Origin of the sequence: Streptomyces sp. NBC_01520 (assembly GCF_045040375.1) — a bacterium.
GTDB lineage: Bacteria > Actinomycetota > Actinomycetes > Streptomycetales > Streptomycetaceae > Streptomyces.
This window is the reverse complement of record NZ_CP109404.1, coordinates 2,891,313-2,914,246: the sequence shown is the minus strand read 5'-3', so window position 1 is coordinate 2,914,246 and position 22,934 is coordinate 2,891,313. Positions and strand designations below refer to the sequence as shown.

General features: G+C 71.4%; 19 protein-coding genes. 4 read left to right on the top strand and 15 right to left on the bottom strand.

Annotated features, from left to right (window positions below; translation table 11 throughout):
• Positions 1–43: 43 nt before the first annotated feature.
• From OG524_RS13140 to OG524_RS13125, 4 genes are all read right to left on the bottom strand, one after another.
• Positions 44–1,390, bottom strand: coding sequence for a pyridoxal-phosphate dependent enzyme (locus OG524_RS13140; protein ID WP_405393204.1), 1,347 nt, complete (start codon positions 1,388–1,390; stop codon positions 44–46).
• Between the two features lie 77 nt (positions 1,391–1,467).
• A complete protein-coding gene (locus OG524_RS13135) occupies positions 1,468–3,159 on the bottom strand; it encodes a thiamine pyrophosphate-dependent enzyme (protein ID WP_405810305.1) in 1,692 nt (563 codons plus the stop codon).
• Between the two features lie 34 nt (positions 3,160–3,193).
• Positions 3,194–4,432, bottom strand: a complete 1,239-nt coding sequence (locus OG524_RS13130) for an ABC transporter substrate-binding protein (protein WP_405390660.1) — start codon at positions 4,430–4,432, stop codon at positions 3,194–3,196.
• 27 nt (positions 4,433–4,459) lie between these two features.
• Entirely contained in the window at positions 4,460–5,617 is a 1,158-nt protein-coding gene (locus OG524_RS13125) for a sulfotransferase family protein (protein ID WP_405390662.1), read from the bottom strand.
• Positions 5,618–5,868: 251 nt separating this feature from the next.
• Here OG524_RS13125 and OG524_RS13120 point away from each other — a divergent pair, with 251 nt between their 5' ends.
• Both OG524_RS13120 and OG524_RS13115 read left to right on the top strand, forming a co-directional pair.
• Positions 5,869–6,867 (top strand): bifunctional lysylphosphatidylglycerol flippase/synthetase MprF, encoded by a 999-nt coding sequence (locus OG524_RS13120; RefSeq protein WP_405390664.1) that lies wholly within the window; start codon positions 5,869–5,871, stop codon positions 6,865–6,867.
• 72 nt (positions 6,868–6,939) lie between these two features.
• Positions 6,940–7,101: a hypothetical protein gene (locus tag OG524_RS13115; RefSeq protein WP_405390665.1), complete on the top strand. Its 162-nt coding sequence runs from the start codon at positions 6,940–6,942 to the stop codon at positions 7,099–7,101.
• Positions 7,102–7,155: 54 nt separating this feature from the next.
• On the opposite strand, the gene OG524_RS13110 is transcribed toward OG524_RS13115, so the two are convergent.
• The 6 genes from OG524_RS13110 to OG524_RS13085 all read right to left on the bottom strand — a co-directional run bounded on the left by OG524_RS13110 (position 7,156) and on the right by OG524_RS13085 (position 12,152).
• On the bottom strand, positions 7,156–8,343 hold the full coding sequence (locus OG524_RS13110) for a methylated-DNA--[protein]-cysteine S-methyltransferase (RefSeq protein WP_405390666.1): 1,188 nt from the start codon (positions 8,341–8,343) through the stop codon (positions 7,156–7,158).
• A gap of 105 nt (positions 8,344–8,448) precedes the next feature.
• Entirely contained in the window at positions 8,449–8,784 is a 336-nt protein-coding gene (locus tag OG524_RS13105) for a VOC family protein (RefSeq protein ID WP_405390667.1), read from the bottom strand.
• A gap of 67 nt (positions 8,785–8,851) precedes the next feature.
• Positions 8,852–9,844, bottom strand: coding sequence for a VlmB-like protein (locus OG524_RS13100; protein ID WP_405390668.1), 993 nt, complete (start codon positions 9,842–9,844; stop codon positions 8,852–8,854).
• Between the two features lie 17 nt (positions 9,845–9,861).
• Positions 9,862–10,443, bottom strand: coding sequence for a flavin reductase family protein (locus tag OG524_RS13095; protein ID WP_405390669.1), 582 nt, complete (start codon positions 10,441–10,443; stop codon positions 9,862–9,864).
• The gene (locus OG524_RS13090) at positions 10,440–10,967 is read right to left on the bottom strand and encodes a hypothetical protein (RefSeq protein ID WP_405390670.1); all 528 of its coding nucleotides are present in this window, start codon (positions 10,965–10,967) and stop codon (positions 10,440–10,442) included. The genes OG524_RS13095 and OG524_RS13090 overlap by 4 nt, the downstream gene beginning before the upstream one ends.
• 45 nt (positions 10,968–11,012) lie before the next feature.
• The gene (locus tag OG524_RS13085; protein WP_405390671.1) at positions 11,013–12,152 is read right to left on the bottom strand and encodes an acyl-CoA dehydrogenase family protein; all 1,140 of its coding nucleotides are present in this window, start codon (positions 12,150–12,152) and stop codon (positions 11,013–11,015) included.
• A gap of 173 nt (positions 12,153–12,325) precedes the next feature.
• Here OG524_RS13085 and OG524_RS13080 point away from each other — a divergent pair, with 173 nt between their 5' ends.
• Entirely contained in the window at positions 12,326–13,747 is a 1,422-nt protein-coding gene (locus OG524_RS13080) for a pyridoxal phosphate-dependent decarboxylase family protein (protein ID WP_405810300.1), read from the top strand.
• Positions 13,748–13,838: 91 nt separating this feature from the next.
• Complete coding sequence (locus OG524_RS13075) at positions 13,839–15,623, top strand: asparagine synthetase B family protein (protein ID WP_405390673.1); 1,785 nt, start codon at positions 13,839–13,841, stop codon at positions 15,621–15,623.
• A 109-nt stretch (positions 15,624–15,732) separates the two neighbouring features.
• On the opposite strand, the gene OG524_RS13070 is transcribed toward OG524_RS13075, so the two are convergent.
• Genes OG524_RS13070 through OG524_RS13050 form a run of 5 tightly spaced genes read right to left on the bottom strand, consistent with a single transcriptional unit; the run spans position 15,733 to position 22,617 of the window.
• Entirely contained in the window at positions 15,733–16,188 is a 456-nt protein-coding gene (locus OG524_RS13070; protein WP_405390674.1) for a nuclear transport factor 2 family protein, read from the bottom strand.
• A gap of 40 nt (positions 16,189–16,228) precedes the next feature.
• A complete protein-coding gene (locus OG524_RS13065) occupies positions 16,229–17,005 on the bottom strand; it encodes a thioesterase II family protein (protein ID WP_405390676.1) in 777 nt (258 codons plus the stop codon).
• Positions 17,002–18,573: a long-chain-fatty-acid--CoA ligase gene (locus tag OG524_RS13060; protein WP_405390677.1), complete on the bottom strand. Its 1,572-nt coding sequence runs from the start codon at positions 18,571–18,573 to the stop codon at positions 17,002–17,004. Before OG524_RS13060 ends, OG524_RS13065 begins: the two co-directional genes overlap by 4 nt.
• Positions 18,570–22,409, bottom strand: a complete 3,840-nt coding sequence (locus tag OG524_RS13055) for a type I polyketide synthase (protein WP_405810297.1) — start codon at positions 22,407–22,409, stop codon at positions 18,570–18,572. The genes OG524_RS13060 and OG524_RS13055 overlap by 4 nt, the downstream gene beginning before the upstream one ends.
• The gene (locus tag OG524_RS13050) at positions 22,396–22,617 is read right to left on the bottom strand and encodes an acyl carrier protein (protein WP_405390680.1); all 222 of its coding nucleotides are present in this window, start codon (positions 22,615–22,617) and stop codon (positions 22,396–22,398) included. The genes OG524_RS13055 and OG524_RS13050 overlap by 14 nt, the downstream gene beginning before the upstream one ends.
• Between the last annotated feature and the right edge of the window lie 317 nt (positions 22,618–22,934).

Below are 22,934 nucleotides of genomic sequence, written 5' to 3'. Positions count from 1 at the left end.
CTTCTCGCCTTCGTCGCGTCAGGAAGCTGTCGATCGGTCGCCGTCACCCGAGGAGGGCCAGCACGTCCGCCTCGGTGACCAGGCCCTCGGGCAGGCCTCCGGCCACCGCGACGGCGGCGGTGGCCCCGGCCCCGGCGAGCGTGGCCAGCACGCCCGCCGCCAGCCGGCCGGTGCCCGCGGGCGGCGGCGGCGGATCCATGTGGTCGGCCACCTCGTCGTCCGGGCCGATCGCGCCCCGGGCCAGGCTCCTGGCGAGGGCGGCGGGCGTCAGCACGCCCTGGATCTCGGGGAGCCGCACCGGGGGCGGGGCCGAGGCGACCAGCAGATGGGTCAGGTCCCGCTCGCGCATCAGCTTCACCGCGGCCGCCACGGACTCGTGCGGATCCACGAACACCAGCTCGCGGCGCGGGGTCTGACGCTCCAGCAGATCGCTCACCCGGGGGCCTTCGCCGGGCTGGTCGGCGAAGCCGAAGCGCTCCGTCCAGGCCTCGTCGAAGATCTTCGAGAGGTAGCCGCGCCCGGAGTCCGGGACGAGTACGACCACGACGTCGTCGGGGCCCGCGTCACGGGCCGCCTCCAGGGCCGCCGCCACCGCCATGCCGCCCGAACCCCCCGTGAGGATGCCCTCCTCCCGGGCCAGCCGGCGGGTCATGGTGATGGAGTCGGCGTCCGAGACCTTGATGATCCGGTCCGGTACCGCCGGGTCGTAGGAGCCCGGCAGCGACGGCTGCCCGACGCCCTCCACGACGTAGGGGCGCCCGGTGCCGCCGGAGTAGACCGAGCCGTCCGGGTCGGCACCGATCACCTGCACCCGGCCGCCGGACACCTCCTTGAGATAGCGCCCGGTGCCCGAGATGGTGCCGCCGGTGCCGACGCCCGCCACGAAGTGGGTGACGCCGCCCCGGCTCCGGGACCAGATCTCCGGACCGGTGGTGCGGTAGTGGGACTCGGGGTTGGCCGCGTTGGCGTACTGGTTCGGCGAGAAGGCGCCGGGGATCTCGGCGGCCAGCCGGGCGGCCGTGCTGCGGTAGGAGTCCGGGTGGTCCATGGGGACCGAGGCGGGACAGATCCGCACCTCCGCGCCGTACGCCCGCAGGACCGCGATCTTGTCCGTCGACACCTTGTCCGGGCAGGTGAACAGGCAGCGGTAGCCACGCTGCTGGGCCACCAGGGCGAGCCCGACGCCGGTGTTGCCCGAGGTGGGCTCCACCACGGTGCCGCCGGGGCGCAGCAGCCCCGCCTCCTCGGCGTCGAGGATCATGCGCAGGGCGATGCGGTCCTTGGACGAGCCGCCCGGGTTGAAGTACTCCAGCTTCGCCACGACGGCCGGGGCCAGGCCTTCGGCCACCCGCCCCAGCCGCACCATCGGGGTGTCACCGATCAGGTCGATGACGGATTCGTGCCACCGTCCAGGGCCTTCAGGGCCTCCGGGGCTGCCGGAGTCCCTGGTGCCGTCCGTCGCCGCAGTCACGCTCGGTCCTCGCTCTCCGTCGGGCGGCGGTACGGGCTGAGGTGCCGCAGACTCGTGCGCACCTCCACCACCGCCGGTCCTCCATGGGCCAACGCCTTGGCCAGTACAGGGCGTACGTCCGCCGGGGTGCGGGCGGTCAGCCCCAGGGCGCCGAACGACTCGGCCAGCCGGGCGAAGTCCGGGTTCGCGAGATCGGTGGCGATCGTCCGGTCCGGGAAGGCCCGGTTCTGGTGGGCCCGGATGGTCCCGTAACTGCCGTTGTTCGAGACGATGTAGACGACCGGCAGGTCCAGGCTGCACGCGGTCATCAGCTCACCGCCGTTCATCAGGAAGCCGCCGTCGCCGACCACGGCCACCACCGGGGTGCCCTCGGCCCGCAGGGCGGCGCTCACCGCACCCCCCACGGAGAAGCCCATCGAGCTGGAGCTGATGCCCAGCAGCCGGCCGCGCTCCCCGAAGCGCAGATAGCGGTAGACCCAGCTGGTGAAGGTCCCGGAGTCGACGACCACGGTGACGTCGCCGTCCGTCAGCTCGTCCAGGGCCGCGGGCACGGCGCCGAACACCACGCCGTCCTCGGCCTCGACCGGCTCCCAGACGGCCTTGCGCACCTCGATGGAGTGCAGCTCGTCCCGCCAGGCCGTCCGGTCCGCGCCGGAGTCGGACCAGGTGGCCAGCTCCCGCAGGAAGGCCACCGGGTCGGCGGCGAAGCCGGCCTCGGGCCGGTGGAAGAGGCCGATCCGGCCCGGGTCCGGGTGGATGTGCACCAGCGGCTGCCGGTGCGCCGGGCCGGGCGCCGGGAATCGCCGCCCCTTCGTGGTGCTGGTGTCCAGCCGGGTGCCGACCGCCAGGACGAGATCCGCCCGGTCCAGGGCCGCGAGCTGGGCACCCTGGGTGGAGTTGTGCAGATGGCCGGCGTACGAGGGATGCCGGTTGGACAGCAGGTGCTGGTTCTTGTTGCTCGTGACGACCGGCAGGTGGTGCCGCTCCGCCACCGCCCGCAGCAACGCACGCCCTTCGGCGCCCTCCAGCCCCGTCCCGGCCAGCAGCAGCGGGCGGCGGGCCGCCGCCAGCAGCTCGCGGATCCGGCCGAGGCCCTCCGCGTCCGGCACGGCCGGACCGACGGTCCGTGCCCGTGAGGGCACGCCCACCGGGTCGGCCGCCGCCCACACGTCCTCCGGCACCCCGAGGACGACCGGGCCCGGGGTGCCGGACTCGGCGACCCGTATCGCACGGGCGACGAACTCGGCGGCGGACGACGGGTCCTGGAGCGTCCAGACCGCCTTGGCCGTGCCGCCGAACTGCCGCCCCAGGTCCATGCCCTGGAACGGCTCCCGGTCCGTCTCGTCCACCGGCACCTGGCCGACGACCAGGACGAGCGGCGAGCCGTCCTCGGCCGCCGCGTGCACGCCCACGGCGGCGTTCGCCGCGCCCGGACCGCGGCTGACCAGGCAGATGCCCGCCCGCCCGGTCAGCTTCGCGTCGGCCAGGGCCATGAAGGCGGCCGAGCCTTCGTGCCGGCAGGTCACCACATCGATCGACGGGGTGTCGTACAAGGCGTCGAGCGCGGGCAGATAGCTCTCCCCGGCCACGCAGAACACCCGGTCCACGCCATGGCCGCGCAGGCTCGCCACCACGGTGTGCGCCACCGTCGGGGGCCGGCCCAGGGGGCCTGTGGTCACTGTCGACACGCTGAGTCTCCTCGGCAGCAGAGGGTCGGGCCGGTCAGCCCGCGGAGGCGGACGACGGCGGCAGGTAGGCGGCGGTGGCGGTCTGCGGCGGGTGGATGATCGCCGAGTCGTCGAAGCTCTGCTGGTACTCCTGGTACTGGAGGAGTGCCAGCTCCGGCGTGTTGTGGTGCCAGTGGGCCGGGCCGCGGCCGAAGCGCAGCGGACCGCACCAGGTGTCGAACTCCATGGCCTCCAGCGCGTCCAGCAGGTCCTCCCGGCTGTCCGAGCGGGCCGCGTCCAGGGCGGCGGCGATGATGGTGACATCGGTGAAGTGGGTCAGCGCGGTGTCCGGCGGGAAGGTGCCGTAGCGCTCCACGTAGCGGTCGATGAACCACCGGCCGGTGTCGGTCAGGCCCTCCCACGACGGCCGGTAGCGCATGCCCGGCCACATCGTGCCGACGCCGTCCTTGCCCGACAGCCGCCAGAAGTCGTCGGAGCGCAGCGGGAACCCGAAGGTGACCATCATCGGCGTGTGCGGCCGCAGCCCGACCTCCGCCGCCTGCTCGACGATCATGTAGTTGGTCTTGATGACGGCGCCGTTGATGAACAGGTCCGGCTCGAAGTCCCTGATGGCGCTGAGCTGTTTGCGGAAGTCGGTGGTGTCGTCCTGCGGGAAGTCGAAGCGCAGGAACTCCATGCCGTACCGCTGGGTGCCGTACTCGACGAGGGTGTCGGCCATCTGCTGGCCGAAGACGGTGTCGGCGGCGATCAGCCCGATGCGGCGCATCCCGGCGGACTCGGCGAAGTCGAGCATCACCGGCACCCGGTCGGCGATCGAGAAGTAGGAGCGGAAGACGTTGCGCCGCTTCTCCGCCGTGATCAGGCTGTGCCCGTTCTCCACGAAGATCGGTACGCCGTACCGGGTCGCGACGTCCACCACCGACGGGGTGGTGCGCAGGTGCCACTGGCCGATCGCCGCGACCACGTCGTCCACGAGGGCCAGCTTGACCATCTGGGCGGCCGAGGACCGGGCCATGCCCTCCTGCTTCGCCGTCGCCTGGTCGTCGTAGAGCACGAACTCGACCTGCCGGCCGCCACGGATCCCGCCACGCTCACGGACGTACTCGGCACCCAGGCAGGCGCCCCGGGTCACCAGCTCACCGGCCGTGGGGTCGCCGGGCTCGTTCAGCGGGGTGACGATGCCGATGCGGACGGGGTTCTCACCGGCCAGTTTGTTGACCTCGTCGACGCCGGCCCGGGCGCGCTCTTCGAAGGTGGTCGGGGCGGTGGTCATCGCAGCTCCTCCTGGTAGATGGCGCATTCAGAGTTCGAACGTGGCGAGATAGGGGGCGAAACGCTCCTCGATGAGACGTTCGGTCAGGCCGAAGCTCTCCGGCGTGTACGCGTGGTGGCCGGTCGTCGCGTCGTTCTCGGCTGCCATGAACGCGGTCATGCGCGCACGGGCCTCGGCGGTCAGGGGCACACCGATGTAGTCGCACACCTTCTCCGCGGCACCGAGCGGATCCTTGACGACCTCGCGGAAGCCGAGGTCGAGCGGGGGCGTGGACATCGGACCGGCGCCGGGCCGCAGCCCGTTGAGCGCCCGGGAGGCGTGGTCCAGCCAGTACCGGCCGATCTCCTCCCGGTCCACCCGGTCGGACCGGGCGGAGCGGACGGCGGCGGTCAGGCTGCACACGCTGGGCACCGCCACCGTCGGAGAGCGGTGCAGCCGGACGACCTTGGCGTCCGGATACACCGCGGCCAGGTCCTCGGCGTGCCACAGGTGCGAGGGGCACTTCAGCAGCACGGGGGCGCCCGGGTCGCGGCGCAGCACGCACTGCAGCTGCTCCCGGTGGAAGGCGTAGGACTCCCGCATCGAGAGCCCGTCGAGCCGGCGGGCGTAGCCCGGTATCCGGTAGCGCAGCGCGTAGATCGAGTGCCGGAAGGAGTTCGCCGTCAACCGGTGGCATTCCTCGGGCAGTTCGGCCTTCAGCAGATGGATCGACCGGAAGTCGGGGGCCGCCCGGTAGTACTCCTCGATATACGCCTCGCACTCCCGGACCAGCTGCTCGGGCGCGGCGGCCGAGGCCGGCGCCATGGTCTCCCACAGCCGGGGCGCACGCAGACCCGGGTGCTGGGCCAGCAGGTGCTGGAGGAACGTCGTCCCGGTGCGCAGCAGACCGGTGATGAAGACCGGCCGCACCGGGACCTCGCGTACGGCGGGGTCGGCGGCGGTCATCCGGCCGACCCGGAGCTGGGTCACCAGGGCCGATCTGAGCGCCGCCCGGGTACGGATCCGGCCCGCCTCGTGCAGCCGGGCCTCCGCGTCGATACCGGCGGTGAGCTCCGCCAGGTCTGTCAGGAAGCGCAGCGGGGTGTCCTCGTCCACCCCCGCGATCCGCCGGGCCTCGGCCGCCAGCAGCACCGGGTCGAGGTCCGCGGGGTGTGCAGAGGTGGGATCGAATGCGTCCGGGCTCATGTACTCCTGCCTTCTGCGGGATGCCGTGCATTTCGCAGGTCTTTTTCGTACGTGAAACCGGCCGGTCCGGGTGATATTCACACCTGATTTCGATCCGGTCGGCAGACACCAACAATAGGCGTCGCGGCCTGACAAGCCGCTGACGCATACCTGACCATGTTCGGGACCGGAAAGCCTTGCGAGCGTATCCGCGGCTGTGCGATAACTGATGGAAAACTGAAGGTGTTGATCCGGCGTGAACGGAAGTGAACATGACTGACGTCATGGAAGAAACCGACAGCGTGCTGGATGCGATCCAGCGGTATACGGTCGCGGATAATCCCAGCGCATTTCTCGCACTGAACAGCGGCAACAGCTATTTCACATCCGAGAACTCCCCGGGTGTGATCGTCTATCGCACCACCGGCCGGTATCTGGTGCAGTTCGCCGGGCCTTTCGCCCCGGAGGAGACCCGCTCGCGGCTGCTGCGGGAGTTCACCGGGTTCGCCCGCGCACAGGACCGGAAGATCGTCGCGGTGCAGGTCCAGGCCGGCGACACCGCCCCGTACGTCGAGCAGGGATTCACGATCAACCAGATGGGGTCCTCGTTCGCGGTCGGCCTCGACGACTTCACCCTGCGCGGCACCGCGTTCATGCAGCTGCGCAACAAGATCTCCCGGTCGCTGCGCAGCGGCCTGGAGATCAAGGAGGTCCCGCTCGACTCCTGGTACGAGGAGATGCGCGCGCTGGACAAGCTCTGGCTGGGCACCAAGGGTGAGGAGGTCAAGCAGCTGGAGTTCCTCATAGGCCAGTACGGCGGCCGCTACCAGCACCTGCGGCGGCTGTTCGTCGGCGTCCTGGACGGCCGGCTCACCGGCTACATCACGTACTCCCCGGTCTACGGGCAGCAGGCCGGCTGGCTCCACGACCTGACCCGGCGCCACCCCGACTCCCCGCCCGGGGTGATGGAGGCGATCAACAAGGCCGCCATCGACACCTTCAAGGCGGAGGGCGTGCACTGGCTCCACTTCGGCTTCACGCCGTTCACCGCGCTGGAGGCCAGGCCGCCGCTGCCGGGGCACAACCGCGCGTTCCACTGGTTCATGGGCCACCTGTGGAAGCACGGCGAGGGCGTCTACCCGGCCCAGACGCAGCTGGCGTACAAGGAGAAGTGGGCCCCCGACCTCGTCACGCCCGAGTACCTGGCCTTCCAGGACGGGGCGAGCATCCCGGGACTGGTCCACATCTTCCGCGCCTGCAACGCCGTCTAGGACCTTCGTCCGGATCGGGCGATCCGGACGAGGCCTGGACGTCCACCCGGACAGAAATCAGGAGGAACGCAGATGTCGGAACAGATCGACGCGGCGGGGCAGCGGGTCTTCGAGATGTTCGGCGCCGTCGCCGGCGCCCCGGACGACGTGGCGGCGGGCCAGGAGGCCGACGCCTCGCTGGCCGCACTCGAAGCGCTGCTGGTCGAGGCGGGCGGCCCGGCCGGGGACCGGTGAGGGACACCCCCACCGGACACGTCATCCGGCAGGGGCCGTCGGTCCGGGCTCAGCTCAGGCCGACGGCCCCTGCTTCGCGCGTTCCACCGCCTCCCACAGATACCAGCAGGCCACCGTGCGGTACGGGCGCCACAGGACGCCTCGCTCCTCGATCTCGGCGCGCCCGGCCAGCTCCCGCAGACCGAAGGCCAGCGAGAAGCCGTTGCGGATGCCGTAGTCGTCCAGGGGCAGCACGTCGGGGCGGCCCAGCCGGAACATGAGGAACATCTGCGCGGTCCAGCGCCCGATGCCCCGTACGGCGGCGAGGCAGTCCACGACGTCCTCGTCGGCCATGCCCGTGATGGCGTCCAGCTCCGGCAGCCGGCCCGACTCCACCCGGGCGGCCAGGTCGTGCAGCGAGGCCGCCTTCGCGCGGGAGAGGCCCGCCGAGCGCAGCCGTTCCTCGGAGGCGCTCAGGATCTGCTCCGGGAGCAGCCCCTCGCTCGTCTCGGGGAACAGGGCGCGCAGCCGGCCGAAGATGGTGGCCGCGGCCTTGTTGGACAGCTGCTGGTAGACGACCGCCTCCGCGAGCGCCCCGAAGACGGTGGCCGCCTCGTTCACCCGCATGGCGAACGGGCCGACCTCGTCGATGAGGACACCGAGACCCGGGTCGGACCCGCGCAGATAGGCGAGGGCCGTGTCCGGATCGAACGGGAAGACATGGCCGTCCACGGGCCGTGCCCCGCCGGTCCCGGCCGCGCGCTCGACGGCCAGCAGCCCCAGCTTGGTGGTCACCCCGCCGTTCGCCGAGAAACCGCCCGGCCTCCCGCCCGCCGCGACCACCCGGTGACAGGGCACCACCAGCGCGAACGGATTGCGCGCGAGTGCCTGCCCCACGGCCCGGGCGCCGCCGGGCTGCCCGACCCGTTCCGCCAGCAGCCCGTAGGTGAGGGTCGTACCTGCGGGGATCCGCCGCGCCTCCTCGTACACCCGCCGGCGGAAGGGCGGCACCGCGGACAGGTCCAGCACGATCGAGCCGAGGTCCGCCGACGCGCCGCCGAAGTGCCGTACGAGCGCGTCGACGGCGACCCGCACGGCGGGCGGCGGTTTCCCCTCCACCCCGTCGGGCGCCGCAAGTGCCAGGCGGGCCCGGGTGCCCTCCTCGTCCGGCTCGGGCAACTGCACGCAGGTGACGCCGCGGTCGCTCCACGCGATCCCGCACCGGCCCACGGCCGAGTCGAACAACGCGAATCCAGGGTTCATCCGTCCACCGTTCTCTCTCACGTCTGCCTCATGCCCCGCAACGGGCGGCGGGGGCGGGCCGGCATGAGTGCCGACCCGCCCCCGCTCTCGTTCAGGCGCCCGGAATCAGGACGCGCAGATACAGAACTCGTTGCCGTCCAGGTCCTTCAGGACGACCCAGCCGTCGTAGGAAGCGACCTCGGTGGCGCCGAGGCTCTTGGCCCGCTTGGTCTCGCCCTCCAGATCACCCGTGAAGAGGTCCAGGTGCAGGCGGTTCTTGCCTTCCAGCTTCTCCGGGACGAGCTGCAGCGAGAAGCCGACAGCGTCCTTCTGCGGAGCCTCGAAGTACATGGTGCTCTCGTCGGCGGACGAGACCGTGTATCCGGTCACCTCCTGCCAGAATTTCGACGCCTTCTTCAGGTCGTTCGTGTCGATGCATACGTTGCCGATGGAGACGGCCATGTATTCCTCCTGGTACGGAATGTGCGAACGCCGCTATTTCTGGCGGCGCGTAACCCGACGGACAGTTCTACAGGATTCGGGGTGCCCGTGCACGCAGAAGATCGATGGCCTCCGGGATGCCCATGTACTTCAGGCGAGATTCGGCCAGTTCGTCGTTCCAGCGGGCCGCGAGATCCCATCGGGATTGCGGAGTGGTGTCGAGCATTCGACAGCCGGGGAACAGTTCGAAATCGGTGAGCAGATCCCGGTGCTGGAGCATGCCCTCCTGGAACAGTTCCTCGCGGTGCATGACGAATTCACGGTCGTTGATCTCGCCCCACAGCTCGCGTCCACGGCTCAGGATGTGCAGCACGTGCGCACGGTCCTCGGGGTGGCTGATCAGGTGTTCCCTGACGATCGAGCTGCCGACCGCGAGGTGGCGGATCTCGTCGATCGCCGCGCCCCGGGCGATCTCGCCGGCGACCGGGTCCAGGACCCCCCACTTGCGCTCGCTGAGCTCGGTGGAGGCGGCGAGCACGCCCTCGATGATGACGGCGAACGCCACGACCCCGCCGATGAAGTCGCCCTCCTCGCGCGTCACCGTCTGCGCGAACTCCTTGATCGGGGTGAGGACCGTCTTCTCGTACTCCCCGCCGACCTCCCGGACCCACGGCATCAGCCGGTCGGCGGACACCACCTCCAGGTCGAGGATGTGGTTGCGGAAGATCATGTGATGGCGGGCCTCGTCCAGCAGCTGGGTGGAGAAGAACTCCAGCTCGGGGATGCCGGGCGCGGTGGCGACGTAGTCGGCCAGCACGCGGGTGGCAGCCTCCTCGTCCAGCGCCCGGTAGGCCAGCTCCAGGCTCAGCGCCTCCCGCAGCGGGCCGGGCTCGCGCATGTGGGCGGGCGTGGTCACCTCGGGGGCGTACCCCAGCGGACGTCCCCGCAGGGTGCCCTGGGCCACCGCCGAGAACCAGTACGCCAGGTCGCACTGGTCGACCGTCAGGGACAGCGAGCCGGCTCCGTCCAGCAGGCCCGGCGCGTTCTCCCAGTCGGCCTCGATCGGTATGTCAACGGCCATCTCGGATCACTCCATGTCTAGTTGGTGGTCCGGGCGGACTGGCCGGCCCGGGTACTCGCGCCGAGGTCGGGTACGCCCTCGGGGTGCAGCCGCCCGGCGAAGGTGAGCAGAGGGCTTCCGCTTCCCGGCTCCCCGTCGAGCACGTCCGCCGTCAGCAGGTCGTGGTCGCCGATCTGCCGGCAGTCGGAGAGCGCGCAGGCCAGGTGGGCGAGGCTGCCGCCGATCAGCGGCGCCCCGGTCAGGGCGTCGGCCGTCCACTCGACGCCCTCGAACTGGGCGTCGCCGTGACTCCGGCCCGGAGCGGCGAACTGACGTGCCAGGTGACCCTGTTGGTCGTTGAGCACGTTGACCGAAAACACGCCTGCCTTGCGCACCATCGCGGTAAACGTGGACGAGGCCCGCAGGCACACCCCGACCACCAGAGGCGTGCGGGAGAGCGCCACCACGGCGCTCACCGTGGTGCCGTGCCGCAGGCCGTCGTTGTTGACGGTCAGCACGGTGACGCCTGCGGCCACCCGCCGCAGGGCGCGGCGGCCGCTCTCGGAGTCCAGCTCCTCCTGAGAGGCCGCCGCCGTCGTACCTGAGGAGAGGGAGGTCAAAGCCCGGCTCCCTGCGTGATGTCCGACGCGTCGTCGGGCACCGAGACCACGGGCACGCGCTCGGACAGCCCGGCCGCCCCCGCCCGGGTCCGCACCTGGTCCACCAGACGCTGGTAGAGCGGCTCGGAGACCGGCTCGAAGGGCAGCCCGAAGGGCTTGAGGAAGTTCCCGAACACCCCGCGGTCACCGAGGACATGGAACGGGATGGCGAGCAGCGCCCACTCGGGGCCGATCAGCCAGAGCCACAGTCCGACGACGGCGGCCTGGGTGATCAGGCTGTGCATGCTGTTGTAGAGCACGTAGAACACCTTGGGGATGCGCCCGTCGGAGCTCCGACGGAAGGCGATCGCCCCGGGTATGTAGCCGATCAGGTCGATGTAGGCGAACAGCGCGATGAACGGGATCCACCGGATCTCACCGAGGTGGATGATGATCAGTACGATCGAGAGTACGAAGCCCACGAGATATTCGGCCCGGTGCAGCTTGAATGTGTTGGGCGTCTCGAACGGGTTCTTCTGGTCCACGATTTCCTCCGCAGAATGGGTCGTGCGGCCCGTGCACAGCTGGGGTCAGGACAGGTGGAGCGGACCTCCCTCGAAATAGTCGACCAATTCCGTTGCGAGACTTCCGCGCGACGGTGGGTGAAAGGCCAGCGCACGGACCGCCGACGCCAGATAGGCCACGTCCGGCGAGCCGACGAACGCCATTCCGCCGAGCATCTCCGTCGCCGCGTCCACCGCGGCGGCGAGCAGGTCCTGGGTCGCGTACCGGGCCACCAGCACCAGGGCCACCGCCTCGTCGCCCTCGACGCCGTCCGCGATGGCGCGCGCCGCGCCCTCCTGGAGGTCCACGGCGGCCTGGAGCCGCACCGACAGCGCAGCCCGGTCGCTCACACTGCCGCGCTTGCGCTCCAGCACCTGGCCGACCAGCTGCGCGGCGACGCCCGTGTAGGCGGACGTGACCAGCAGCTCGAACCAGGTGAAACCGGAGGTCTGGAGGTCGTCCAGACGCTGCTGGTCCTCCGGTGTACTGCTGATGACCAGCTCCTGGGGCACGCGCACGTTCTCCAGCCGCACCAGATCGCTCTGCGCGGCGGCGAGCACGGGCGTGGACCAGAACGGCTCGACGCTGATCCCGGGCGAGTCCGCCGGGATGAGCAGCAGCGCGAGACTCGGACGGCCCGCGTCGTCGGTGACCGTGACACTCGCGGTCAGCAGGTCCATCGAGCGGGACAGACTGCACGGCTTCTTCTCGCCGTTGACCAGGTAGCCGTCGCCGTCGCGCTCCGCGACGACCGCCGGCAGCAGGATGTTCTGGTCCGTCCTGCCCTCCGCCCAGGCCGACGAGAGCAGCAGCCCGTCGGTCGCGACCGAGGAGAGCAGCTTCGACTGTGCCGAGGTGAGCCGGTCGGCGGAGGTCGCGAGGCTGAAGAGCATCGCGACCGTGAAGTGGTGCATGACCGTCGCCACGCCCAGAGAGGGGGACAGCGCACCCAGGGCACGCTGCACGCGCACGGCGTCGAGGGGTCCCGAGCCGTGGCCGCCGAATTCCTCCGGGACGAGCAGACCGGCGCCCGCATGGGCGCGGAAGATCTCCACGACCTGGCTGTCAGCCGATTCGCGTTCGGTCAGTGGAATGGCTTCGAGAGCCGCGATCAGACCCGGATGGAACTTCTCGGACGCGGCGCGTGCAGAAGCCAGGAATCGCATCGCTGTACCTCCTAGAACGGTGTAGCCATGGATGTGAGGCTGTCGCCGACGAAAAACGAGTATGTCAGCACTCGACTGACGTCCTGCTGACACTCAACTGACCCTCGAATCACCCGTGCCCGACGGTTATGGATGTCAGCGTGGAGTCAGCAACGTGCCTTACCTTCGGTGAAATGAATCTTGCGGAAAGGGAATTTCTCGCGCACGCGGCCGGCCAGGCCGCCGACTATGTCGCCGGGGTCTGTGAGCGCCCGGCCGGGGCCACCGCCGGAGCCGACGAACTGATGAAGCTGCTCGGCGGCCCGATGCCCGCCGGGCCCACCGAGCCCACCGAGACGATCGACCTGCTCGGCCGGGCCGCCGCCGAGGGCGGAGTCGTCGCCAGCTCCGGCCCCCGTTACTTCGGATACGTCGTCGGGGGCACCCTGCCCGTGGCGGTCGCCACCGACTGGATCGCCACCGCCTGGGACCAGAACAGCGGCATCTTCGACCTCGGGCCCGCGGTCGCCACCGCGGAACACATCGCCGCCGGCTGGCTCCTGGACCTGTTCGGACTGCCGGCGGGTACCTCGGTCGGCTTCCCGACCGGCTGCGCCATGGCCCACCTGACCGCACTGGCAGCCGCCCGCCACCACGTCCTCGCCGAGGCCGGCTGGGACGTCGAGCGGCAGGGGCTCCAGGGCGCGCCCACGGTCCAGGTGGTGGTCGGCGAACAACGCCACCTCACCATCGACCTGGCCCTGCGCTACCTCGGGTTCGGCTCCGACCAGCTCCGCGTCGTACCCGCCGACGGCGAGGGCCGGATGCGGGTCGAGGCACTGGCTGAGGTGCTCGACGCGTGCGAGGGACCCACGATCGTCTGCGCACAGATCGGGGACGTCAACTCCGGTGCCGTCGACCCGGTCTCCGAGATCTGCGACCTCGCCCACCGCCGCTCCGCCTGGGTCCATGTGGACGGCGCCTTCGGACTCTGGGCCGCGGCCAGCCCCACACTGCGCCACCTGATCGCCGGGGTGGAGAAGGCCGACTCCTGGGCCACCGACGCCCACAAATGGCTGAACGTGCCCTACGACTGCGGCCTCGTCTTCGTCTCACGCCCCGAGGCCCACAGCTCCGCGATGCTACGGACCCGCACCGACTACCTGCCCGCCGGTACCCCCGGTGAGCGCGACGCCATCGAGTGGGTGCCCGAGCTGTCCCGCCGGGCACGCAGCCTGCCGGTCTGGGCGGCGCTGCGAAGCCTCGGCCGGTCCGGCGTCGCCGGCATGATCGACGGCTGCTGCGCCCAGGCCCGCCGCTTCACCGAACTGCTCGGCGCCAGCGAGGGCGTCGAAGTCCTCAACGAGGCCGTGCTGAACCAGGTGCTCGTCCGGTTCGGCGACGACGACGCCGTCACCCGGGACGTGATCGCCCGCCTCCAGGACTGCGGCACCTGCTGGTTCGGCGGGACGACCTGGGGCGGCAGGGCCGCGATGCGGATCTCCGTCACCTCCTGGCGGACCACCGCCAAGGACGTGGACCTGTCCGTGGCGGAGATCCGCACGGCACTGGCCGGCGCCCTCGCGGCCGCGGGCGGCACGGAGGGCGGGAAATGACCGCCGCCCCGGCACACGCGTACCACCGTCACCCGGCCGGGCACGGTGCGGCACGCCTCCTCGGCGGCGGACGGTTCTGGGGGTGTTGTACGTGTCCCGACTGTTCGGTTCTCTCGCCGGAGAGGTGACCAGCGCGGAACTGGCCGCCGCCGCCAGCCGCCAGGCCCACGGAGGGCGCGACGGGCGGGGGGTGCTGCGGGGGCCCGGCTGGTCCCTCGGGTGCAACCGGCTCGCCGTGACGGAGGCCGCCCACGCGGGCCAGCCCTACCGGTCGCCGCAGGTCCCGGGCGTCGTCGCCGCTCTCGACGGCGAGCTGTACAACCACCGCGAACTCCGCCGCCGCCTGAGGGCCCGCGGATACGTCTTCCCCGACCGCTCCGACGGCTCCCTGCTGCCGGCCCTCTACGCCGAGTACGGACTGGGCTTCGCCCGGCACCTGGACGGCATGTTCGCGATCGCCGTGATCGACCAGCGGACCGAGCCCTCACTCGTCCTCGCCACGGACGAGTACGGCATCAAGACCCTGTACTGCCACACGGCACCGTCGGGGGCCGTCCGCTTCGCCTCCGAGCTGTCCGCGCTGCTCGCCTTCTCCCAGGTCCCGGCCGTGCGGCGCGACACTGGCCTCGACGAGTACCTGACCAACGGGGCCTGCCTCGGCAACCGGACGCTCCTCGAAGGCATCCGGGTCCTGCCGCCCGCCACCACCGCGTCGGCCACCGGCCGCCAGGGACTCGTCGTACGCCGCCGCGCCGAGCGCACCCCCGAGGCCGCACCGGATCCCGACGGGCCGGACGGCGACACCCCGCTCCAGCGGGAGGTCCTGCGGCTGACCGGGACGGACGCCCGGGTCTGCGCCGTCATGACCGAGGGCACCGACTCCCAGCTCGTCACCGCGCTGGCGGCCCGGCAGCTGAGGGAGGCGGGGGAGCCGCCGTTGCACACCTTCCACGTCTCCTACCGGGGCCGCAGGCCGGGCGGCCGGCAGGGATCGGCCCGCGCCGCGGCCCGCCGCAGCGGCACCACACACCACGAGATCGCCCTCGGCGGCACCGAGTTGGCCGACCTGCTGCCCCGCACCGTCTGGCACCTGGGCCAGCCCAACGCCGACCCGGCCGCCCTCAGCATGTACGCGCTGTTCCGGGAGGTGCGCGGCGCCGGGTTCACCGTCGCCCTGTCCGGCGAGGGCGGCAGCGAGATCCTCGCCGGCCACCCGCGCGTCGTCCGCGCCGAGCAGGACCCGCGCGGCAACGGCTGGATCGCCCCGTACGTCGACGCCGTCGCGGCCGTACCGCAGTGGCTGCGCGAGAGCCTGTACGCGGAGGACTACCGGGCCCATCTGCGCACCCAGGGCTCCGAGTCCGACCGGGTCGCCGCGTCCCTGCTCGCCGCCGACGGCGGGCGCCGCGAGACGCTCGCCGACTTCGAGACCCGCTACCGGCTGCCCGCCCACCGGCTGCGCCCGGTCGACCACCTCAGCGCCGCCTGGGCCGTGCAGGCCCGTATGCCGTACCTGCGCTCCGGGGTGCTGGCGTACGCCCGGCAGATCCGCACCGGGGAGGCCCCGGCACCCGCCGGACCGCGGTCGGAGCCGCGGCCGGACGGGCTCACGCCCGCGCAGATGCTGCTCGCCCCCGGCACCCCGCTGCTGCAACTGGCCTACGACACCCTCTCCTCCGAGCAGCCGTACGACGGCCGGCTGGATCCGGCGGCGGTGCGGCGGCTCCTGGCCGACCAGGTGCGCGCTTCCACCCCCGAGGGCGCGAGCGCCGTGTGGGCGCTGCTGGTGCACGAGCTGTGGAGCCAGGAACTGCGCATCATCGGCTCCGCCGAACCCCTCGTCCTGCTGCCCGCCGAGCCCGCCCTGGCGGCCTGACCCGTACCGCACAGCAGCCGGCGCCCGGAGACGGATCGTCTCCGGGCGCCGGCTGCTGTCTGGGGGTCCCGGGGGCCGGGCCGGGATACTCCCGGCCGCCGGGACCGGCTCAGTTACCGACCAGGGTGGGCTTCGCGGGACGCGTCACCCGGCCCGTCTCGTCGAAGCCGTCGTTGTAGACGAAGGCCGTGGGGATCTTCTCGTGGAACTGGTAGTCGGCCTGGATCAGGCCGTCCTCGGTGAGCACGACGGTGTTCTGGCCCGCCATCTGTATCTCCTTGGTCTCGTTGGAGACCATGACCCAGTTGAACCGCACGAGGTTGTGGTGGCCCACGGCGTTGTACGACGACTTGAAGTGGTAGCCGAGGGGGAAGTAGATCCCCTGGGTGTAGATGATCTGCTCGGTGATCACGTCGACGCCCTCGAACGGGTCGCGGCGGTACATGATGTAGGTGGCGTCCGGGGCGTACAGCTTCTCGACGCCTTCCCGCCGCCGGTCCGTGTCGGTCTCGTTCCACAGCGCGATGTACTGCTCCGCGAGCTGGTTGGGGGTGCGCTCGGACATCGTTTCCTCCTGGTGGTTACTACCGGAACGGTCGGGTCGGTCAGCTCGCACGGAGCCGGAGCAGTGTCTGCGCCAGATCGGTGGCGATGCCGGGACCCTGGTCATGGATGAAGAAGTGGCCGCCGGGGAACTCCCGGATGCCGAGGAAGTCGGCGCTGCGCGCACGCCAGGACTGCATCGCGCCGGGCGCCAGATACGGGTCCTCGCGCCCGGTGTAGGCGACCAGCGGGCAGTCGACGGACGCCCCGTCGTCCCGGAAGTCCGCGCACACGGCGAGATCAGCACGCATCGGGGCGAGCATCAGCGGGGAGAGCCGGTTGCCTTCGAACGCCTCGGCCGGTACGGAGCCGAGCTCACGCAGCAGCTGGACGACCGCCTCGTCCGTCTCGTGGGCGGCCTTCGCACTGATCGTCCGGAAGCCCTGCGGCGCCCACCCCGACACCCCGAGCAGCGCCGGACGTTCGTACCCCCGCCGGGCCATCGCGACGGCAACCCGGTAGGCGAGCATCGCCCCCATCGAGTGCCCGAACAGGGCGTACGGCCGGCCGTCCTGCTCCTTGGCCAGCACCTCGCACAACGCCTCGACGAGCGGGGCGAGCTCGGTGAACAGCGGTTCGGAAACCCGGTCCTGACGGCCCGGCAGCTGAACACGCCGGCAGTCCACGCTCGGCGGCAGCAGGGCCGGCCACCGGCTGTACATCGAGACGCCGCCCCCGCTGTAGTGGAAGAGGAAGACGGTCGCCCCGGCGTCGGGCGACGGCTCCGCCGGGCGGAGCCAGCCCGCCGGTTCCGACGGAGCCGGGGTGCGCGCGGTCACCGCTGCGCGGCCGACGGGGCGTACCGCTCCTTGAGTACCCTGCGCAGCACCTTGCCCGTGGGGTTGCGCGGCAGGGTGTCCAGGAACACATAGCCGTTCGGGATCTTGTAGTCGGCGATCCGGCCGCGCAGGAACACCATCAACTCCCGCTCGGTGGGCGTCTCCTGGCCCGGCCGGCGCACCACGGCGGCGCGTACGGCCTCGCCCCAGCGCGGGTCGGACACCCCGAAGACGGCGACGTCCATGACGTCGGGGTGCTCCCGGATCGCGTTCTCGATCTCCACGGGGTAGATGTTCTGGCCGGCGACGATGATCGTGTCGTTGATCCGGTCGCGCAGATACAGATAGCCGTTGTCGTCGAGATAGCCCGCGTCGCCCATGTGCAGCCAGTCGCCGACCATCATCTTCTCGGTGGCGTCCGGCTGCTGCCAGTAGCCGGCGAACCGGGCGGGGCTGCGCAGGCAGATCCGGCCGGTCGCGCCGGGCGGCAGCGTGTTGCCCTCGTCGTCGATGATCTTCACCTCGTTGCCGGGACAGACCCGGCCCGCGGAGGTGAGCACCGGGTTGCCGGGGATGTGCTCGGCCGCCGTCAGACAGGTCACGAAGCTGCCGGTCTCGGCCGCCGCGTACGCCTGCGCCAGCTCGCAGCCGCCGAACTCCTTGATGCAGCGCACCAGGAGCTCGTAGTCGATGGGCGAACCGCCGTAGACGATCTTGCGGAGGGAGGTGAAGGCCTCGGGGCTCGCCGCGGGCTCGTCCAGGATCATCCGCAGCATCGCCGGCGCCGCCCAGACGGTCGTCACCTTCTGCTCACGGATCAGCCTCACCGCGTCCTCGGCCACGAACATCCGCATGACGACACTGGTCGCCCCGACGTTGAAGCAGTGCAGGAACCACGCGTAACCGCCGGCGTGCAGCCCGGGGAAGCAGGTGAGACTGCGGTCCTCGGGCAGCCAGTCGATCCAGTCCGCCCCGTGCTTCTGCATGTTCTCGATGAAGGTGAAGAACGACCGGTGCGGCAGCACCACCCCCTTGGGCAGGCCGGTGGTACCGCTCGTGTACATCTGGGCGATCGGGTCCTCGGAGTCCGTCGGCAGGCCCGGGTCGGTCTCCGGCATCCCCGCCTTCCAGGCGAGGAATCCGGCGGCCCGCCCGTCCGTGGAATCCATCTCGACCACGGTCCGCAGCAGCGGCAGCTGCGGCCGCATCCGCTCCAGGACCTTGAGGAACTCCTCCTCGACGAAGATGATCTCGGCGCGCGAGTCCCGCAGGATGTGGTCCACCTCGGCCTTGATCAGCCGCCAGTTCACCGGTACGAGCACGGTCCTGCTCTTCGCGCAGGCGATCGCCAGCTCGTAGTAGTGCTCGGACTCCTTGCCCAGGTAGGCCACCCGGGCGCCGGGGGCCAGACCGGCGCCCAGCAGGGCGTGCGCGGTGCGGTTGCTCTCCCGGTGCAGCTCGGCGTACGTCACCTCGCGGTCGTCGGCGACCAGGGCCACGACGTCGGGGCGGAGCCGCGCGTGCAGGGCCGACCTCGCGGTGACCGTCTGTTCCATGGGATCGCTCATGTCCCCTCCTTGACCTTTCGCTCTTCCAGAAACTCCACGAGCTGCTCGATGGAGGGATGGTCGAAGACGACCGAGGCGGGCAGCCGCAGCCCGAGACCGGCCTCCAGCACGCCGCGCAGATCGGCCGCCGTCAACGAGTCCATGCCGAGATCCAGGAAGGCGGTGTCCGGGCCGATGTCCCCCGGGTCCTCCAGCCTCAGCAGCCTGGCGACCTCCGTGCGGACCAGCGCGGCCGTGGTGCCCTGTCCTGCCGCACCCCGCCCGGCACCGTTCGGGCGCCCCGCCGCGGGCCGTTCCCCGCCCCGGTCCGCCGGGACGGGAGCCAGCCGGCGGAAGGCCATGCCCGTGATCGTCAGCACCGGCTCCCCGCCCTCCAGCAGCAGGGCGTCGACCAGGAACGCCGTACCGGCGTCATCGCCCGGACGCCGCCGCAGCACCGCCCGCAGCCGCGCCGCGCGGGGCTTCTTGAACACCCGTACGCGTCCCATGCCGACGGCCATGTACGCCGATCCGTCGTCCGCCAGGGCCGCCAGGCCCTGGGTCGCCGCGTCCAGCAGCGGCGGCGGCAGATGCTCGGCCGCCGGGACGTCCCGCCCGTCCACCTCACTGATCGCGATGTCCTCACCGAAGCGCTCGACCCACCGCACCCGGGAGAACTGCGGGCCGTAGTCCAGCCCGGCCGCCGCGTACGCCGCACGGACCTCGTCGGCCTCCAGACGCCGCACCGGTTCCCCGCCACGCTCCGCCTCCGCGCCCAGCCGCCGGACGAGGTCGTCGGCCGGCCCGTCCTGGACGGGAGCTCCGATCACGGCGGTGGCGTGCAGCCGCTCCGGACCGCCGTCGGCCGCCCGGCCGACGATCTCCACCGCACCGTCGCCGGTCAGCCGGGTACGCAGCTCGACCGGCCGGTCCCCGAGGAAGAGCGCCTCGTGGAAGCGCAGATCCTTCACCGGCCGCGCGGTGCTGCCGTGCACCGCGTCCATCAGGGCGAGCACCGTCTCCACATAGGCACCGGCGGCCACGAACGGCCGCCCGCGCGAGGTGTGGTCGGCGAAGTACGCGGGCGTCCGCGCACCGACCCGGGTGACGAACTCCCGTACGCCGTCCTCCCGGGGGACCTCCGTACCCAGCAGCGGATGCGTCGCCGAACCCCCGCCGAGCCCGTGCCGGCCCACCTGGTCGGGCAGCCAGTAGCGGGTGCGCTCGAAGGCGTACGTCGGCAGCGCGACCCGCCGGCCCGCCCCGGAGGCGTACACGGCGGCCCAGTCGACAGTCAGCCCGGCGCCGTACGCGTCGGCCAGTGCCTGGTGGATCGTGGCACCCTCGTCGTCCGACGGGCGCAGGCTGGTCAGCCAGCGGTGCCGGTCCGGCGCCACGCACCGCCGGCCCAGCGGTCCGAGCGCCGCCGACGGGCCGATCTCCAGGAACACATGGCGCCCCCGGCCCGCCAGCGTGCCCATGGCACCGGCGAAGTCGACCGTCTCGCGGACATGACGCACCCAGTACTCCGGGTCCGACAGCTCCCCGCGGGTCGCGACCGCGCCCGTCAGACACGAGACCAGCGGCAGGGACGGCTCGCGGAACTCAACCCCGGCGAGCACCTCGCGCAGCGGGCCGAGGATCTCGTCCATCAACGGCGAGTGGAAGGCGGAGGACACCCGCAGAGGCGTCACCCGCACGCCCCGCGCGCGCAGGGTCTCACCGACCTCGGCCAGCGACCGCGCGCCACCCGAGATCACACACTGCTGAGGCGAGTTGACCGCGCAGACACTCAGATCGGGCACCTGGGCCAGCACGGGCAGGACCTCGTCCACGGGCGCGGCCACGGCCGCCATGCCACCCGGTGCCGACACCGACTGGATCAGCCGTGCCCGGGCCACCAGGAACGCCACCCCGTCGGCCGGGGTGAACAGACCCGCGACCGTGGCGGCGACGACCTCGCCGACACTGTGGCCCGCGACCACGTGCGGCCGGACGCCCCAGGACCGCCACAGCCCGGCCAGCGCGTACTCCAGCAGGAACAGCGAGGCGTGGACGTAGACCGTCTCGGTGAGCCGCTCCTCGGCGTCCGGTGCGGTGCCCAGCATCACGTCCCGCACTGACCGGCCCAAATGCCGGACGAAGAGCTCGTCGCAGGCGTCGACCCGCTCACGGAACTCCGGGAACCGCCGGTAGAGCGGCGCGCCCATACCGACGTACTGCGAGCCCGACCCGGTGAACAGGAACGCCGCCTTGCGCAGATCACTCGCCGGGTGCGCGTCCTCGGCCAGCTTGCGTGCCGCGCGCTCCAGCAGCGCCCCGGCCTCCCCGCTGTCGCGCACGACACCGGCGACGCGGTGCGGGAAGTGGGCACGGCCCGTGTTGCGCGTACGGCACAGGTCGGCCGCCGGCAGTTCGGGGTGCCCGGCCAGGAAGTCCCGCATCCGCTCGACCTGGCGGGCCAGCGCCGGGCGGCTCTTCGCCGACAGCGTCAGCACCTGGGGCCCCGCGGCGGCCGGGTCCGTGGCGGAGGGCGTACCGGCGTGCGCGGGGGCCTCCTCCAGGACGGCCACACCGATGGCGCCCGCCACACCGAAGCTGTTGACCACCGCTCGGCGGACCGGTGCCTTCCACTCCACGCACTCCGTCGGCACGACCACCGGATAGGTGTCCCAGGGGATCCGCCCGGACGGCGTCGCGTACAGATGCGGATAGATCACGCCCGCACGCATCTGGAGGATCACCTTGATGATCCCGCCGAGCCCGGCGACCGGCTCCATGTGCCCGAGGTTCGACTTCACCGAGCCGACCGTCAGCGGCTCGCCGTCCCGGTGGGCGGCGCCGAACACCCCGTTGATCGAACCCATCTCGATCGGGTCGCCCAGCGGGGTGCCGGTGCCGTGCGCCTCGACGTACTGGATGTCGCCCGGCTCCAGCCCGGCCGCCGCCAGTGCCCGGCGCATCACGACTTCCTGGGACTTCCCGTTGGGGGCGGTCAGCCCGGCGCTCTCGCCGTTGTGGCCGATCGCGGTGGAGCGCACCAGAGCCAGCACCCGGTCGCCGTCCCGCCTGGCGTCCGACAGCCGCTTCAGGACGATCACCCCGCAGCCCTCGGCGCGCGCGTAGCCGTCGGCGGTCTCGTCGAAGGTCTTGCAGTGCCCGTCGGCCGCCAGCATCTGCCCCTGCGAGAGGATCGCGAAGATCTTCGGGTGGTGCAGCGCGTTGACCCCGCCGCACAGGGCCACCGAGCACTCACCGCCGCGCAGCCCCGCGACCGCCATGTGCAGGGCCGTCAGCGTGGACGCGCACGCGGTGTCCGTGGTGAGGCTCGGCCCGTGCCAGCGCAGGAAGTACGACAGCCGGCCGGACATGGGGTAGGCCCCCATCCCGGTGGCCAGCGTCCCGTCCAGCTTGTCGTACGGCACCGAGTCCAGCTCCAGCGCCTGGTCGAAGGGGGTGGCCCCGACGTAGACGCCGCCGTCGGACACCAGGGTCGGATCGATGCCCGCGTCCTCCAGTGCCTCCCAGGCCGTCTGCAGGAGCAGCCGCTGCTGAGGGTCGATGTACGGCGCCTGCTTGGGCGCGATGTTGAAGAACCGCGGGTCGAACTCGTCGATCCGGTCGAGGAATCCACCCCCCGCCGTACGGATCGCACCCCGCGCCTCCGGATCGTCGGAGGTGAACGCGTCCACGTCCCACCGGTCGCGCGGCAGCGGCGATATCCCGCTGGACCCGGCGCGCAGGAAGGCGTCGAACGCGTCGGGCGTGTCATTGCCCCCGGGAAAGCGCAGGCCCATACCGACGACGGCGATCGCGCCGCCGTCCCGGTCCGTACCCGGCGAATCAGGCACCCGCATCGGGACTCTCCGCGAAGAGATCGGCGAGCAGATCGCTCATCAGGTACTCCACGAGCTGCTCGGCCGTCGGGTTGTTGAACAGGACGGTCGAACTGATCGAGCACCCCAGGCGCTGCTCCAGGCGTTCCTTGGCCTCGGTGACCCGCAGCGAGGTGAAGCCCATGTCGAAGAAGCTCTCGGACATGGGGAACTCTTCGTCGGCGGTCATGAGAAGTGTGTCCTTGAACTCCTGGACGACGATTTCCTCAAGGGCCTCGGGCCGCTCGGATCTAGGTAGCTCTCTAATATTCGGCGGAGCCGAGAATGAATCTGTCATCAGCCTCTACCCATTTCTGATACGGGTCGCTGGCGAGAGGTGCCGGTACGGATTCAGATTGAAGCAGAGCACGGTGACATACGGCTGATAAGGCACTGACGAAAGAGTCGCCGGCGCCCGGGAGTCGGCATCAGAAGCGCATCAGTGCGGCGTCAGTGGTGCGTGCCATAGTTTTCGCAGCACCAACGGAACACGGCGGCAGGCCGGTT

Coding starts and splice junctions, on each gene's coding strand:
- OG524_RS13085 (WP_405390671.1), bottom strand. CDS start 12,152: ATGCGATTCCTGGCTTCTGCACGCGCCGCGTCCGAGAAGTTCCATCCG.
- OG524_RS13130 (WP_405390660.1), bottom strand. CDS start 4,432: ATGACCACCGCCCCGACCACCTTCGAAGAGCGCGCCCGGGCCGGCGTC.
- OG524_RS13115 (WP_405390665.1), top strand. CDS start 6,940: ATGTCGGAACAGATCGACGCGGCGGGGCAGCGGGTCTTCGAGATGTTC.
- OG524_RS13110 (WP_405390666.1), bottom strand. CDS start 8,343: ATGAACCCTGGATTCGCGTTGTTCGACTCGGCCGTGGGCCGGTGCGGG.
- OG524_RS13070 (WP_405390674.1), bottom strand. CDS start 16,188: ATGTCCGAGCGCACCCCCAACCAGCTCGCGGAGCAGTACATCGCGCTG.
- OG524_RS13080 (WP_405810300.1), top strand. CDS start 12,326: ATGAATCTTGCGGAAAGGGAATTTCTCGCGCACGCGGCCGGCCAGGCC.
- OG524_RS13120 (WP_405390664.1), top strand. CDS start 5,869: ATGACTGACGTCATGGAAGAAACCGACAGCGTGCTGGATGCGATCCAG.
- OG524_RS13055 (WP_405810297.1), bottom strand. CDS start 22,409: ATGCGGGTGCCTGATTCGCCGGGTACGGACCGGGACGGCGGCGCGATC.
- OG524_RS13060 (WP_405390677.1), bottom strand. CDS start 18,573: ATGAGCGATCCCATGGAACAGACGGTCACCGCGAGGTCGGCCCTGCAC.
- OG524_RS13125 (WP_405390662.1), bottom strand. CDS start 5,617: ATGAGCCCGGACGCATTCGATCCCACCTCTGCACACCCCGCGGACCTC.
- OG524_RS13050 (WP_405390680.1), bottom strand. CDS start 22,617: ATGACCGCCGACGAAGAGTTCCCCATGTCCGAGAGCTTCTTCGACATG.
- OG524_RS13100 (WP_405390668.1), bottom strand. CDS start 9,844: ATGGCCGTTGACATACCGATCGAGGCCGACTGGGAGAACGCGCCGGGC.
- OG524_RS13105 (WP_405390667.1), bottom strand. CDS start 8,784: ATGGCCGTCTCCATCGGCAACGTATGCATCGACACGAACGACCTGAAG.